Annotated in this window: 12 protein-coding genes; 5 read left to right on the plus strand and 7 right to left on the minus strand. The window is 26.5% G+C overall.

Translation table 11 applies throughout. From position 1 onward, the window contains the following. Nucleotides 1–17: 17 nt before the first annotated feature. The gene (locus ACFOWD_RS12975; RefSeq protein ID WP_377411253.1) at nt 18–2,936 is read left to right on the plus strand and encodes a glycoside hydrolase family 3 N-terminal domain-containing protein; all 2,919 of its coding nucleotides are present in this window, start codon (nt 18–20) and stop codon (nt 2,934–2,936) included. Between the two features lie 3 nt (nt 2,937–2,939). Here the strand turns inward: ACFOWD_RS12975 and ACFOWD_RS12980 are convergent, their stop codons facing one another. Genes ACFOWD_RS12980 through ACFOWD_RS13005 form a run of 6 tightly spaced genes read right to left on the minus strand, consistent with a single transcriptional unit; the run spans nt 2,940 to nt 8,474 of the window. Beyond that, nucleotides 2,940–3,989 (minus strand): lysophospholipid acyltransferase family protein, encoded by a 1,050-nt coding sequence (locus ACFOWD_RS12980; RefSeq protein WP_377411256.1) that lies wholly within the window; start codon nt 3,987–3,989, stop codon nt 2,940–2,942. Then, nucleotides 3,989–4,918: a bile acid:sodium symporter family protein gene (locus ACFOWD_RS12985; protein ID WP_377411259.1), complete on the minus strand. Its 930-nt coding sequence runs from the start codon at nt 4,916–4,918 to the stop codon at nt 3,989–3,991. Before ACFOWD_RS12985 ends, ACFOWD_RS12980 begins: the two co-directional genes overlap by 1 nt. Next, on the minus strand, nt 4,902–5,549 hold the full coding sequence (locus ACFOWD_RS12990) for a DUF4159 domain-containing protein (RefSeq protein WP_377411261.1): 648 nt from the start codon (nt 5,547–5,549) through the stop codon (nt 4,902–4,904). Before ACFOWD_RS12990 ends, ACFOWD_RS12985 begins: the two co-directional genes overlap by 17 nt. Before the next feature lie 27 nt (nt 5,550–5,576). After that, nucleotides 5,577–6,284 carry a 16S rRNA (uracil(1498)-N(3))-methyltransferase gene (locus ACFOWD_RS12995; RefSeq protein ID WP_377411264.1) on the minus strand — a complete coding sequence of 236 codons (708 nt, stop codon included), beginning with the start codon at nt 6,282–6,284 and terminating at the stop codon, nt 5,577–5,579. 35 nt (nt 6,285–6,319) lie between these two features. Continuing rightward, complete coding sequence (locus tag ACFOWD_RS13000) at nt 6,320–7,441, minus strand: GTP cyclohydrolase (RefSeq protein WP_377411267.1); 1,122 nt, start codon at nt 7,439–7,441, stop codon at nt 6,320–6,322. A gap of 13 nt (nt 7,442–7,454) precedes the next feature. Next, on the minus strand, nt 7,455–8,474 hold the full coding sequence (locus ACFOWD_RS13005; RefSeq protein WP_298994049.1) for a transporter: 1,020 nt from the start codon (nt 8,472–8,474) through the stop codon (nt 7,455–7,457). A gap of 168 nt (nt 8,475–8,642) precedes the next feature. On the opposite strand from ACFOWD_RS13005, the gene ACFOWD_RS13010 reads away from it, so the two are divergent. Together ACFOWD_RS13010 and ACFOWD_RS13015 are read left to right on the plus strand one after the other, a co-directional pair. Continuing rightward, on the plus strand, nt 8,643–8,897 hold the full coding sequence (locus tag ACFOWD_RS13010; RefSeq protein ID WP_298994047.1) for a DUF4834 family protein: 255 nt from the start codon (nt 8,643–8,645) through the stop codon (nt 8,895–8,897). A gap of 3 nt (nt 8,898–8,900) precedes the next feature. Further along, entirely contained in the window at nt 8,901–11,321 is a 2,421-nt protein-coding gene (locus tag ACFOWD_RS13015; protein WP_377411270.1) for a YfhO family protein, read from the plus strand. Here ACFOWD_RS13015 and ACFOWD_RS13020 read toward each other — a convergent pair. Next, entirely contained in the window at nt 11,313–13,076 is a 1,764-nt protein-coding gene (locus tag ACFOWD_RS13020) for a helix-turn-helix domain-containing protein (protein ID WP_377411272.1), read from the minus strand. The two genes, ACFOWD_RS13015 and ACFOWD_RS13020, sit on opposite strands and share 9 nt — an antisense overlap. Nucleotides 13,077–13,387: 311 nt before the next feature. Between ACFOWD_RS13020 and ACFOWD_RS13025 the strand changes: the two genes are divergently transcribed. Continuing rightward, nucleotides 13,388–14,578 carry a glycosyltransferase family 4 protein gene (locus tag ACFOWD_RS13025; RefSeq protein WP_377411275.1) on the plus strand — a complete coding sequence of 397 codons (1,191 nt, stop codon included), beginning with the start codon at nt 13,388–13,390 and terminating at the stop codon, nt 14,576–14,578. Beyond that, nucleotides 14,575–15,840: a glycosyltransferase family 4 protein gene (locus ACFOWD_RS13030; protein WP_377411277.1), complete on the plus strand. Its 1,266-nt coding sequence runs from the start codon at nt 14,575–14,577 to the stop codon at nt 15,838–15,840. Before ACFOWD_RS13025 ends, ACFOWD_RS13030 begins: the two co-directional genes overlap by 4 nt.

The raw sequence follows: 15,840 nt of genomic DNA on the forward strand, positions 1-15,840 counted from the left end.
TGAACAAGAAAAGGTATATGAAAAAAAGAATATTGCTACTTTTTTTACTAGTGAGTGTCTCTAAATTTTTCTCACAAACTATTGACCCTCTTAGAACTGTAGATGCAGAAAAACAAGAGATTTGGGTAGATAGTATTATGAGTACTATGACTATTGATGAAAAAATTGGTCAGCTTTTTATGGTGCAAGCTTATTCTAATTTAGACGAAAAACATGAAGCTTTTATAACTGAAATGATTACAAAATATCATGTAGGAAGTTTAATCTTTATGCAAGGTACACCTGAAAAACAGGCTGTTTTAAATAACAAATATCAGGCACTTTCTAAACTACCATTAATGATTGGTTTTGATGGGGAATGGGGTTTAGATATGCGATTGAAAAACACTTATAAGTTTCCTTGGAATATGACACTTGGTGCAATTCAAAACGATTCTTTAGTAAGAAAGTTTGGAGAGCATTTAGGTAAACATTGCAAAAGATTAGGTATTCATGTTAATTTTGCTCCAGTTGTAGATATAAATATCAATCCTTTAAACCCAATAATTGGTAATAGATCTTTTGGAGAAAGTAAAGAAAACGTAACTCAGAAAGCCATTGCTTTTACAAAAGGAATGCAGAAATATGGAGTAATGGCAAATGCAAAACACTTTCCTGGTCATGGAGACACTGCAGCAGACTCACATCATACTTTACCTTTTTTAGATTTTGATAAAGCAAGATTAGACTCCATAGAGCTATATCCTTATAAACGACTTTTTGATGCTGGTGTAGGAAGTGTAATGACAGCACATTTAAATATCCCAAGTTTAGAGTCTAATGCAAATTTACCAACCTCATTGTCTAAAAATGTGGTAACAGATTTGTTGCAAAAAGAATTAGGTTTTAATGGTTTAATTATAACAGATGGCTTAAATATGAGAGGTGCTACAGATTACGCAACATCTGCAGAAGTAGATCTTTCAGCTATTAAAGCAGGTAATGATTTGTTGTTAATTCCTCAAGATGTTCCAGCAAGTGTTCGATTATTAAAACAAGCTTTAACTTTAAAAACACTTTCTGAAGAAAGGTTAGATTTTTCTGTTAGAAAAATTTTAAAAGCAAAGTATTGGATGGGTTTAAACAACTATAAACCTGTTGCTTTAGAAAATTTACAAGAAGATTTAAATACAGTAGAGGACGAGCTTTTACACAGAGATTTAGTTAAGAACTCTCTTACAGTAATTAAAGATGAAAAGCAGAATATTCCATTATCCAATTTAGATTTTAAAGAAATAGCTTATGTAAAATTAGGAGATGATAATGGAGATGACTTTTTAAAAATGCTTAAAAACTATACAAAAGTTGATGAGGTTTCTGACACTAAATTAGATGGTTTACTTAAAAAATTAAAAAACTATAATTTGGTAATAGTAGGTTTTCATAAATCGAATAATCACCCTTGGAAAAGTTATAAATTTAAAGACGAAGAATTAGTTTGGTTGCAAGAAATAGCAAGAAAACATACTGTAATTTTAGATGTATTTACTAGCCCTTATAGTTTATTAGACTTAAAATCTTTTAGCAATATAGAGTCTATTATGGTTTCATACCAAAATAGTAAATTAGCTCAAGAATTATCTGCACAAGCAATTTTTGGTGCATTTGCAACTTCAGGAAAGTTACCTGTTTCTATAGGTGAAGAGTTTAAAGAAGGTACAGGATTAAAAACATATAGTTTAAGCAGATTAGAATATTCAATACCAGAAGATGTAAAATTATCCTCAAAAAAACTGGCAGAAATAGATCAATTTGCAGATACTATTATTAAGGAAAAAATGGCACCTGGTTTTCAGGTTTTAGTTGCTAGAAAAGGGAAAGTAGTTTTTCAAAAAAGTTATGGCTATCATACAGATAAAAAAGAATTGTTAGTTAAAAATTCTGATATTTACGATTTAGCTTCATTAACAAAAATATTAGCTTCTTTGCCTTTAATAATGAAAGCAGAAGAAGAGGAGAAAATTCCTTTATCTGCAGAGTTAAAAGATATTTTACCAAGTTTTAAAAATACAAATAAAGCATCTGCTTCTGTTGTAGATATATTGTCTCATTATGCACGTTTAAAAGCATGGATACCTTTTTACACAAAAACAAAAGATAGTTTAACAGGGCAAAATTCTTCGCAATTTTATAGACGAAAAAGAACTGGAAGATTTAATGTAAAAGTTGCTGAAAATTTATACATAAAAAAATCTTACAAAGACAGTATTTACAAATATATTAGAGAAGTAGATCAAAGAGAAAGAGAAGGTTATAAGTATAGTGATTTAGGTTATTATTTATTTAAAGAAGTTCTAGAAGAAAAATATGATAAACCATTAAATATATTAGCTGAAAATTCTTTTTATAAACCACTTGGTGCAAATAGAATGACTTATTTACCACTCCAAAAATTTCATAAATCAGTAATAGTGCCTACAGAAAAAGATGATTATTATAGAAACCAGTTAATACATGGTTATGTGCATGATATGGGTGCAGCAATGCTGGGAGGTGTAGCAGGACATGCAGGATTGTTTGCAAATGCTAATGATGTAGCAAAAATTATGCAGATGTATTTACAAAAAGGTTTCTATGGAGGTAGAAGGTATTTGAATGCAGAAACTGTAGATAAATTTAACACTCGTTATTACGAAAATAAAAAAGTTAGAAGAGGTTTAGGTTTTGATAAACCACAACTAAATCCAAATGTAAAAGCTACTTGTGGTTGTGTTTCTGAAGAAAGTTTTGGTCATTCTGGTTTTACTGGGACTTATACTTGGGCAGATCCAAAAAGTGAAATAGTCTATGTTTTCTTATCTAATAGAGTCTATCCAAATATGGAAAATAGAGGGTTGATAAGAAGTAATATGCGTACTAAAATTCAACAAACTATTCAAGATGCAATTATAGAATAGCTTTTAATCTTCAGTATGTATTGGAGAAAGTTTAGTGTATATAAATACGATGCTTATTGAAAGAAAGTAATATAAAACTCCAATTTTGAAATTAAAAAACCAACTTATAATAATAGCTTGTAACAAATAAAAGAGTGGAAATAAAATGGTATTTACACCAAAACGCATGGTATCTATAAACTCTTTTTCTTTTATTTTTTGCTTCTGTCTTTTCCAAAATAAATAAGGAATACAGCTATTTATAATTATTAAATAAAATATTAGATTTAGATTATTTTTCTTAGCAATATTAGTTTTTGGAAGTTCATTTTCAATAATCATTTTATTTATTGTATCAACTTCTGTAAAATCTATGTTTGCCTTATTTAGTTGTTCTAAAGTTGTTTTATAATTTTCATCATTAGGTATATGAACCGTTAATTTTTTTAGTTGTGAGCTAACTTTGTCTTTCAATATAAGTATAGCTTTTGGTTTTGGATTATTATTTAATATCTCTGAAGAAATAATAGGGAAACCAAATTTTACTGCTACTTTACAAGGATATTTGCCAGAATTTTGATAAGTAATACCAACAGGAATTACTGTAATTTCTAAACCAGGATTTTCTTCTAAAGCACCAAATACTATTCTTGTAAACCCTTTACTAAGAGGTTGAATTGTTCTGTCTCTACAATGGCCTCCTTGTGGAAAAATAATTAGCGTTTGTTGTTTTTTAAGTATAGAAAAGCATTTTTTAAAAATTTCTTCATTATTAGAGAGTTGTTTTCTTCCATCTCTTATCCTGTAAATTGGCATTAAGTTTAATGTAGCTAAAGCTTTTTTTATTAAGGGTTTTTTAAAAACATCTGCTCTTACCAAAAAATGATTTTCTCTAGGATTAAAAGATGTTACAAATAAAGGATCCATTAGTGCATTAGGATGGTTTATGGCAAATAAAACAGCACCTTTTTTTGGAATATTTTCTCTCCCAGAAATTTTAATTTCTTTGGCATAAAAATTTAAAGAGACTTTTAAAAAAAGCTTTACACTATTGTACCAAATTTTTTTTAACATCACATTGTTGTTTTTACTTTTTTTCTGCCCCAAAAAGTAGCTAAAGCCATACCAGAAAAAACATCCCATATACCCCAAAAAGCAGCTAATAAAGCCATGCCTCCAAGACCGTCAAAAAAACCAAATATTAAAAGTAAACCCAAACCACCATTCTGAATACCAGTTTCCATAGAAATAGTTTTGGTGTCTTGTTTATTTAAGCCAAAAGATTTAGCAGTATAAAATCCAATAATAAAAGCAAAAATATTATGAAAAATAACAAGGAATATTACATGATGAATATAGTTTACAAATACATCTAAGTTTTGAGAAAATGCTACAAAAATTAAAGCCACAAAAACTAACATTGACAATGGTTTTAAAACCTTTTCAATTTTTGTAGCCATTTCAGAATGATAATGTTTAATGAGCATCCCAAAGAATAAAGGTATACCTAATATTAATGAAACTAATTTTAGTAAATCTTTCCAATCTAAAGAAACTTGTTCTAAAATAATATTAGTTGGTTCATAAAGACTACCCCAAAACTGTAGATTAAAAGGAGTCATAAAAATACAAATCAATGTAGCAAATGCAGTTAAACTTACAGATAAAGCAGCGTTTCCACCAGCCATTTTACTAAAAAAATTAGAGACATTCCCTCCAGGACAAGCTGCAATCATCATCATACCTAAAGCAAAACTAGGATGAGGCTCTATAAGTATAATTGCCAAAAAAGTGGCAGCTGGTAATAAAATAAATTGCGAAAAAACACCTACAAACACAATTTTTGGGTTTTTAAAAAGTCTTTTAAAATCATCAATAGTAATACCTAAAGCTACCCCAAACATTATAATAGCAATGGCTATATTAAGTACCCATAAACCACTAGTATCGAAGTTTATTTTAATATCATCAATATTAATTCCTTGACTAATTTTTAAAAGCATACTCAATTATATTAGCTCCCATTTTTAATGCTTTTTCTCTAACTTCTTTTGGATTATTATGTATTATTTGGTCTTCCCAGCCATCACTTAAATCTGTTTCGTAATCATAAAAAACAATTAACCTTCCTTCGTAGAAAAGTCCAAATCCTTGAGCATTTTTTTTATCATGTTCATGAATTTTTGGAATTCCATTAGGGAATTTAAAAGTCTGATTATAAATAGGGTGATTGCTAGGTATTTCTGTAAACTCTAAATTTGGGAAGACTTTTTTAATTTCTTTTCTAATAAATTTATCTAAACCATAATTGTCAGAAATATGTAAAAAGCCACCAGAAATTAAATAATTTCTTATGTTATTAGCTTCATCATCTGTAAAATACACATTTCCATGGCCAGTCATAAATAATATAGGGAAATTAAAAATATCGGTACTATTTGCAGCTACACTTTGTGGATTTTTAGAAATATTAGTTTTAATCTTATCGTTTGTAAATTTTATTAAATTAGGTACTGCTGTTGGGTTTGCATACCAATCTCCACCACCATTATATTTTAAAATAGCTACATCTTGAGCATAAAATTTGCTTAAAAAAATAAAAACGAATAAAAAACAAATTTTTAAATATTTCACTATAAGAATTTATAGCAATATACTAAATTATTGATTGATGATGGCAACAGTTTGCACAGCAACTAATCCTGCAGTTTCTGTTCTTAATCTACTTTCTCCTAAAGAGATGGGTGTGAATTTTTTTGATAAAGCTTTTTTAATTTCTTGAGTAGAAAAATCGCCTTCAGGGCCTATTAAAATTGTAATTTTTTCTTTAGTATTTACAATTGTTTTTAATAATGTTTTATTATCATCTTCACAATGAGCAATACATGTTTTACCATTAAAATCTTGATCTATAAAATCATTAAATTTAATGGGCTCATTAAGTTTTGGTAATGTAAATTTTAAAGATTGTTTCATGGCAGATTGAATGATTTTTTCTAACCTTTCTTGTTTAACAATCTTTCGTTCTGAGTTTTGACAAATAATTGGGGTAATTTCATCTATGCCAATTTCTGTAGCTTTTTCTAAAAACCACTCTAATCTATCATTATTTTTTGTGGGTGCTATAGCAATGTGTAAGTAATAATCCCAAAGTTTATCTTTTTCTTCTACCTGTATAATTTCTGCAATACATCTTTTGTCATTTGCTAGCGTAATTTTGGCTTTAAATAATAAGCCATTTCCATTTGTAATGTCTAAAATATCATTCTCTTTTTTACGTAATACACGAACAATATGTTTACTTTCTATTTTATCAAAAAGAATTTCTTTTGAATTTTTATCAAGTAAGTTGTTGTAAAAAAGCTGCACTATATGAAAGTATTATATATTAATTTATTTGAAGGTTATTGAATGGCTTTTCTGTATGTTCTTCTTCTTTTATGTGTTACAGGATTAAAATCTTGCCAAATTTTTCTAATGGCTTCATTTTCTTCTAATTCTGGTGTTCTAATACAATTTATAATACCTTTTTTAGCAAATGTTTTTGAATATTGATCAAAAATTATAGCTGTAACTCCCTTATTTTGATATTTTGGATCAATTCCAATTAAATAAAAAGTAACATCTTTTGCATGTTTTTTAGCATTTAAAAGATAAAAAATTCCTGTTGGAAATAGTTTACCTTTTGCTTTTTGCAAAGCATTAGAAAAAGAAGGCATTACAATTGCAAATGCAATAAGTTGGTTTTCATCATTCATAACAAACTTAATATATTCAGGATTTATGAATGAGATATACTTCTTTTTAAAATACTCTTTTTGCTCTTCTGAAATGGGTACATAAGTAGCAAGAGTAGAATACGATTTATCAAAAACAGTAAACATATCATCTACGTAAGGCATGATGTCTTTTGTTTTTTTAAAATCTAAAGCCTTTAACTTTAAACGTTTTTTTATAATATTAGATACTCTTGAATAATATACAGTATCTACATTTTTAAACTTAAACTTATTCTCTAAATATTCTTTTTCTTTAACAAAGCCTAATTGTTCTAAATGATCTTTATAATATGGGTGGTTGTACCAAGTAATCATAGTTCCAAGGTGATCAAAACCATCTATTAGTACTCCTGTTTTATCTAAATTATTAAAACCAACTGGCCCTTCTAAGTATTCTAAATTATGTTGCTTGCCTATTTCGTTTACTTTTGCTAAAAGTGCTTTAGAAACTTCTACATCGTCAATCATATCAAACCAACCAAAACGCATTTTTTTGATCTTTTGCTCATTAACTTCATGCCAATTGATGATAGCCAAAACTCTACCTACAATTTTATCATTTTTATATGCAAGTAAAAACCAAGCTTGAGAATGTTTAAAGACAGGGTTTTTATTAGCATCAAAATTGTTGATTTCGTCTTTTATTATTGGAGGAACCCAATATTTATTATTCTTATAAAGTGAAAAAGGAAATAAAACAAATTTTTTTATTTCTTTCTTTGTTTTAGCTTCTTTAATGTTTATCATCTTCTGTCGGAATTTAATTTTTCCTTTTTCGTTTTACTCTTTTACGAGATTTATTTTGGCTTCCTTTTTTCGTAAAAATACTAAAAAGTCTATTAAAGAATCCTTTTTGTTTTTTATTAAATTTATTGATAGGTGTGTCTCTAATTTCATTACCATTATCGTCTAATAATGTAAACTTATCTATATGTTTGTCTATTCTGTAAGAAACTCCTAAAGATAAATAATAACCTTGTGCTTGCCCTTCTAATAAGAAACGTAAAGAAGAATTTATTTGTAAATTTCTATTGTATAAATAAGCTAAGCCTCCACCAAAATTTGATATAGTTTTGTTTTGTTGAAATATAGTTTGATTTTCTACAAATGATGACCATCTTACATTGTAATTATAGGTACTAGTTACAATAAAAGAATATTCAGAAAAATCAGTTCCAATATTGTCATAATAAACATTTGTAATAATATTAAAATTGTTGCTTAAATTGTTTTGTAATAAAACACCAACTTTAGGAGAAATACTTCCTTTTTTGTGAATGTCACTTAAAAAATCTGTGTTTAAACCAGCATAGATAGCAACAGAAGGAATTAATCTTTTTTTATCAAATGCCATTCTTCTTTTCCAACTTCTAACTTCTTTACTTTTATCTTCATATTCTTGTTGAAAAATTAAGTATTTAGCGCCAATTGTAAATCTGCTTAGCCCAGTGCTAAAATAATGACTTGTAAAAATATTTTTAAAAGCTACTTTATCTCTTTGATAGGCCAATTGAGCATTTAGCTCTAGTTTTTCAGATAAAAAACTAGTTCTAAATAAAAAATCTAAACCAAAAGATTGAGGTCTAGAAAATGTAGGTTCTATAGAAGTATTTCTAAAAAATAAATTACTTTCAAATTGATAAACTCCAGAGCCTACACTATAAGGACTTTCAGAAAAACCTGGTTTATTTGAATTTATAACCTCTGTATATTGAGAAAAAACAGATGAAAAACTTAAAAGAAAAAAAGAAAATAAAAGCTTAACTATTATGTTTTTCATTGCCAAAGAAGCATTTAGTTTTTTAAATATATAAACAAACATATAATAAAAATGCTGTTTTAAAAAGCTTCTTATACTTTTTTAAAGCTTTTGAAGTTTTATATAATCTTAACGCTACAATTGTTGCCAAATTGTTACTTTTACTTGATTTTTTTAACACACTATTTCATGGGTTTATTAAAAACACTCTTTTTTATATTACTTTTTTATTACGGTTTTAAATTCCTTGCCAAATTAATCGCTCCTTATGTAGTTAATAAAGTTGCAGATACAATGAAAAAGAAAGCAGAGCAACAGTTTGGAAATTACCAACAAGAGCACACTGTTAGAGAAGGAGAAACTATAATAGATAAAGCACCAAAAAATAAGAATAACTCAAATAATTCTGTTGGTGAATATGTAGATTATGAAGAAATTGATTAAATAATGAAAAAAGAAAATATTTTTAAATACTTAGGGGTTGCTGTACTATTTGTTTTTGCATCGCTTTTATACTTTCATCCAGTTTTAAAAGGTAAAAAAATTTCACAGTCAGATATTACTCAATTTCAGGGTATGGCTAAAGAAATTAATGATTATAGAGCAGATAAAAATGCAGAGCCATATTGGACAGGCGCTTCTTTTAGTGGAATGCCAGCTTATCAGATTAGTGCATATTACCCAAATGATTTTGTAAGAGTTATAGATAAAACATTACGCTTTTTACCTAGACCAGCAGATTATACTTTTTTATATTTTTTAAGCTTTTTTGTCTTAATGATGGCATTAAAAGTAGATTGGAGGTTAGCCACTTTAGGTTCTTTAGCTTTTGGTTTTTCTACGTATTTGATTATCATTTTTATCCCAGGCCACAATGCAAAAGCGCATGCTATAGCATATATGCCATTGGTTTTAGCAGGTGTCTTATGGGTTTTTAGAAAAAAATATGTATTAGGCTTTATTGTTACAGGATTTGCAATGGCTTTAGAAATCTATGTAAACCATATTCAAATGACTTACTATTTAGGTTTCTGTTTATTAATATTAGGTATAGTTGAACTTATACATGCTATTAAAAATGATGAATTAACTGTATTTATAAAAAAAGCAGCAGTCATAATTTCTGCTGTTGTTCTTGGTATTGGAGCCAATTCTTCTAGAATAATGGCCATGAAAGAGTATGCAGATTTTAGTACAAGAGGTAAATCAGAATTAACAATTAACGCAGATAGAACTGAAAAAAAACAAACTACAGGTTTAGATAAGAGTTATATTACAGAATACAGCTATGCTAAATTAGAGACGTTTAATCTCTTTATCCCAAGATATATGGGAGGAGGAACTTTTGAAGAGTTGAGTGAAGATTCTAATTTTTATAAACTGATAGAAAAAAGAGCTGGTAAAAAAGTTGCAGATGATTATTCTAAACAAGTACTTACGTATTGGGGAGATCAAACCATAATTGAAGCACCAGCTTATATAGGTGCAGTTATATTCTTTCTTTTTTTTCTTGGTATTTTTTTAGTAAAAGGAAAATTAAAGCAATGGTTAGTTGCTGCAACAGTATTTTCAATCTTATTAAGTTGGGGTAGAAATTTTGATGTTATTACTAACTTTTTTATAGATTATATACCTCTATACAATAAGTTTAGAGCAGTATCTTCAATTCAAGTTATCGCAGAACTTTGTGTGCCAATTTTAGCAATTTTAGCTTTAAGAGATTTATTTTCTAAAGAAATAAATAATGTTCAAAAAAGAAAAGCATTAGAAAAAGCTGTGTTTACTTTTGGAGGTGTTATAGTTTTAGGTTTTGTACTTGCTCATGTTTTTTCAACTTTCGAAGGTATAAGAGATAATAATTATAAAGATTTGGTAGGTTTAATTGATGCTGTTATTGCTGATAGAAAAGCAATGTTATTATCTGATACAATTAGGTCATTAGTACTTGTAATTTTAACTGGAGGAATTTTATGGTTATTTCTAAAAGATAAACTAAAAAAGAATCTAGTAATAGTAGGTTTAGGGGTTTTGGTTTTATTCGATTTGATTTCTGTAGATAAAAGATATGTAAATCAAGAAGATTTTACAAATTCTAGAAGAGTAGATAAACCTTTTGTAGCTTCTAATGTAGACAAGCAAATTTTACAAGATACTACTCATTTTAGAGTTGGTAATTTTGTAGGTAACCCTATGCAAGATGGTACTACTTCTTACTTTCACCAATCAATAGGAGGATATCATGCAGCAAAAATGGGACGTTATAGTGAGTTATTTGAGTATCAAATTGCTAAAAACAACATGCAAGTTTTAAACATGCTAAATACCAAATACTTTATTGTTGCTGATAATAAAGGCGAGAAACAAGCACAGTTAAATCCATATGCAAATGGTAATGCTTGGTTTGTTCGTAAAATTAAATTGGTAGATTCTGCAAATAAAGAAATGATGGCTTTAGATTCTTTACAAACAAAATTTGAAGCAGTTTTAGATAATAGACAGTTAGATCAAAAAATAAATTTAACTTTCGATAAAGATTCTACAGCAACTATAGCTCTAAAAAAATATGATGTAACAGAACTTACTTACGAATCAAAAACAACTAAAAAGCAATTTGCTGTATTTTCAGAAATATTTTACAAAGATGGCTGGAATGCTTATATAGATGGACAATTAGTACCTCATTACAGAGTAAATTATGTACTTAGAGGAATGATTGTGCCTGAAGGAAAGCATACCATAATTTTTAAGTTTGAACCAAAAGTGATTCAACAAGGAGGTTTAATATCATTAATATCATACATTATTCTTATTCTAGTTTCTGCAGGTTGGTTATTGTATGATGAAAAAAAGAAGAAAAAATTAGTTTAAAGATTTAATATAATCTGAAGGATTTATTCCCATATATTTTTTAAAAGCTCTTGAAAATGCTGAAGCATTAGTGTACCCTATTTCTTCTGCAAGTGCTTTTATTGTATAGTTTTTGTATTTAGTGTCTTCATTTAGAATTATAATTAAATAGTCTATTCTTAATTTTGTAATAAACTGTTTAAAAGATTGATTATAATTCTGATTAAAAATATAAGATAAATATGATGTGTTTGTTCCTAGTTTTTTAGCTAACACATTTATTGTAAAGTTTTTATCTAGAAATCCTTTTGAATTTTTAAACTCAATAATACCTTGTAAAATAGTGTCTTCTGTTATTTTATCTATGTTATAATCTTTCTTTTCATTTATTATATCTTGTTCAATTTTATTAAGAGAAGATTCTTTTATTTTTTTCTTATAGTTAAAGAATAAATAACTTAAAATCACTATTAGAAAAACAGCTAAAGTTAAAAACCATAAATTTTTATTTCTTTTATTTGTTAGAATTTTTTCATTTAATTTATTAATATCATTGTAATTATATAAATAATGAGCCTTATTTACATAGGTTTTATTTTTATTAAATAAATTTAATTCTGAGATTGTTAATTCAGAATATTTACGTGCGCTATCTATTTGTTCTGTTTGAAAATAATAATTTGATAAAATATTATAAATAGCAATTAGTCTTTCTTTATTATTTCTTTGTTTTTTAAAATTATTTAAAAATTTTCTACTGTATTTTACAGCTGAATCTTTTTCTTCTAGATTTTGAAAGCAAATAGCTTTTAAAGAATTAATTTTTTGATATGTATTGTACTCTTTAGAATTTTTAGAATATTGATTTATTAATTCTAATGATTTTTTATATTGATGTTTTGCTATTAAAACTTCAGCTTCTCTTAATTGATATACTGTTTCAGTATCTTTATGTGGGGGGGCAAAATTTTTAGCAATTTTAAAAGATTCTTTAAAATAATAACTTGCTGAATCTAAGTATATACTTTTATAATTATCACTTGATTGTAAAAAGCTTTCTCCAATTAAATTTAATGTAGATGTTTGGTTTAAAGTTAAATAATATCCAGCTTTTTTTATATCATCTTTAAAATAGTTTTGTTCAATTAGTTTATTATAAATATCAGGAAGACTTTTATAATTGTTTTTCAAAATATTTCTAGCTTCTTCATGAAAACCCATTAAATCTTTAATTATTGCAATATTGTTATTTATAGAATTATTTATTGCATTATAATAGTTTTTGTTTTCTATAGATTCAGATATTTTTTTTCTTTCTATAGCTACATCATAAGCTTTTTGGTAAGAACGCTTATTTTTATAAATCCAAAAAAGTTTATTTAATGTATTTAAATGATTCATTTTTAAACAAACTAAGTCACTATTATTATCATTTATCTCTTTTAAAACATTTTTTAAAATAGATTCTGCTTTATTAACATTACTCATTTGGTAATAAGCCTTAGCTTCAAAATTTAAGGCTTTAATTCTATTGCAAATATCTGTTGAACGTTTAAGTTTGTTAGAATAATAAAGAAGACTATCGTTGTTAGAACTAGTAAATTGTTGAATTTTTTTTAAATAAAAACTTTCTTTTTCTTGTGCAATTAAATCAAAATTGCTGAAAAAAAGTAAAACAATTAAAAAGATTACTTTATAATTTAAGAATATTGGGTACCTATTAAGTTTATATTTTTCACTTATTGTAAAAATTAACCTTTTATTTAATAGTATCAATATATGTTTTGTTTAAGGATTATAAATATAATAGATAGCAATTTATAAACTATATTACTTATTACAAAGCTTTTTTAATTTTTAAAATATGTTCGTGCTTTTTATAAAAAGTAAGTATAATTTTTAGTAACTAAGAAATATTAGAATTACCTTAGTTCTAGAAAAAATTGTCACGCACTTCCCCCCATATAAATAATTGTAGTGATAAAAGAAGAGAAAGAGGCTTTAAGCCTCTTTCTTTATTTAATAGTAATACTTACTAGAATTCTTTCTAAATTTGTTATTCAATAAATCTACCATTGTTATTTATTATGAAAATTGCTATGATTCTTGATGCGAAATTTCCACCTGATCCCAGAGTAGAAAATGAAGCTGTTACTTTAGTAAATGCTGGTCATCAAGTTTTCTTATTCAGTTTAACGTATACCAAAGAAAAACAAGAAGAAATAATTAATGGTATTCATATTGTTAGATATCCATCTAATCAACTAGAATATAAACTATCAGCTTTAGCTTATACTGTACCTTTTTATACCATTTTGATGAAGCAAAAGATTCATCATTTTTTTAATAAAGTACAGCCAGAAGCTATTCATATTCATGATATTAAAATTGCTGAAGCTGTTTTTAAAGCAAATAAAAAATTTAATTTACCTATTGTTTTAGATTTACATGATAATTATCCAGAAGTAATGAAGTTGTATCCTCACCTTCAAAAATTTCCTGGGAAATACATTATCTCTCCAAATAAATGGAAAGAGAAAGAAAAAGAATTTATTTTAAAGTCAAATAAAATAATATCTGTATCACCTCATTTTATAAAAGATTTACAAAATCGAATTCCTGAACAAAAAGAAAACTTTGTTTTGGTGCCTAACACCATAAGGAAATCTTTTTTTGAAGATTATAAAGTAGATGAAAGTATCATTAACAAATACGCTAATCATTTTGTGATTTTATATTTAGGTGATACACATATTAGAAGAGGTTTACAAACTGCTATTGAAAGTATCAATAATTTAAAAAAAGAAATATCTAATATTAAATTAGTTATTGTTGGTAAAAACACTACTGACGTTATTTTAAAACAACAAGTTAAAGATTTAGCACTTGAACATTATGTAGATTTCGAAGGTTGGCAAGATGTATCTTTATTTCAATCGTATATTTTAGCTAGTCATATTTGTATTTCACCTTTACATAGAAATTTACAACATGATGTTGCTTATGCAAACAAAATTTTTCAGTACATGAGTTTTGGTAAGCCATTATTAGTAAGCAATGCTACTGCACAGAAAGAGCTTATAGAAGAGAATAATTCAGGTTTAGTGCATGAAGATAGAAATGTAATTGATTTTTCTGAAAAGCTTCTTAAATTATATCATGATGAAGATCTAAGAGAACAACTTGGTGAAAATGGAAAACAATTTGTAAGAAATACATTTTGTTGGGAGCAGACTTCTAAAAATCTGTTACATTTATACGATACAATTTTAGATTGAAAGTATTAATTATAACATATTATTGGCCTCCTGCAGGTGGTTCTGGTGTTCAACGTTGGTTAAAATTTGTAAAATATTTACAAGAATTTAATATAGAACCAATTGTTTATACTGTTGATAATGCAAATTATCCAAAAACAGACAAAACATTATTAAGTGAAATTCCTGAAGGAACAAAAGTATTAAAACAACCTATTTGGGAGCCTACTGATTTGCTGTTTTGGAAAGGTAAATCAAAACAAAAAAAAGATATTTCTAATAGTACAAATAGTGGTTTTTTATCATTTATAAGAGGTAATTTTTTTATTCCTGATCCAAAAATTTTTTGGGTAAAAAACTCTGTCACTTACTTAAGTAACTATTTAAAAAAGAATAATATAGATGCAATTATTAGTACTGGTCCTCCTCATAGTATGCATTTAATTGCACTAAAACTTAAAATAAAATATAATATAAAATGGATTGCAGATTTTAGAGATCCATGGTCAGATTTGTATTATCAAAAAGAATTTAAACAGTTATCTTTTGCTAAAAAGAAGAATCTAAAATTAGAAAATACTGTTTTTAAAAATGCTGATTGTATTTTAACTGTAAGTAAATTTTTACAAAAAGAATTTCAAAAAAAAGCAAGTAGAGTAGAAGTCATAACAAACGGATTTGATAATGAAGTAATAGAGAATGAAGAAATTACTTTAGATAAAAAATTTACGATTTCTTATATTGGCTTATTGCCAAAACAAAGTAATCCCAATTTGTTTTTTAGAGTACTAAAAAATTTGTGCAATAAAAATGCTGACTTTAAAAATGACTTACAATTAAAATTTATTGGTGATATTTCTGATGAAGTAAAAAAAGAAATTAAATCTATTTCTTTAGAAAGTAATACGATTTTTGAAGGATATGTGTCTCATCAAAAAGCCATTGAATATCAGAAAAAAGCACAAGTACTTCTATTGTTAATTCCGAATATTGAAAAATCTGAAGGTATTTTAACAGGAAAATTATTTGAATACTTAACAGCCAATAGACCCATTTTAGCAATGAGTTCATCAAAAGGAGATTTATCAGAAATTTTAAATAATACAAATACAGGTAAGGTTTTTAGTTATACAGATGAACTATTATTATCAAATGAAGTTTTACGTTTATATAACAATTATAAAAAAGGAAATTTAAAAGTTGATGCTAAAAACATAGATCAATATCATCGAAAAAATTTAACGAAACAGTTATCAGAATTATTAAAAAGTCTAAATTCGTAA

This window comes from Polaribacter marinivivus (genome assembly GCF_042651285.1).
Classification (GTDB): domain Bacteria; phylum Bacteroidota; class Bacteroidia; order Flavobacteriales; family Flavobacteriaceae; genus Polaribacter; species Polaribacter marinivivus.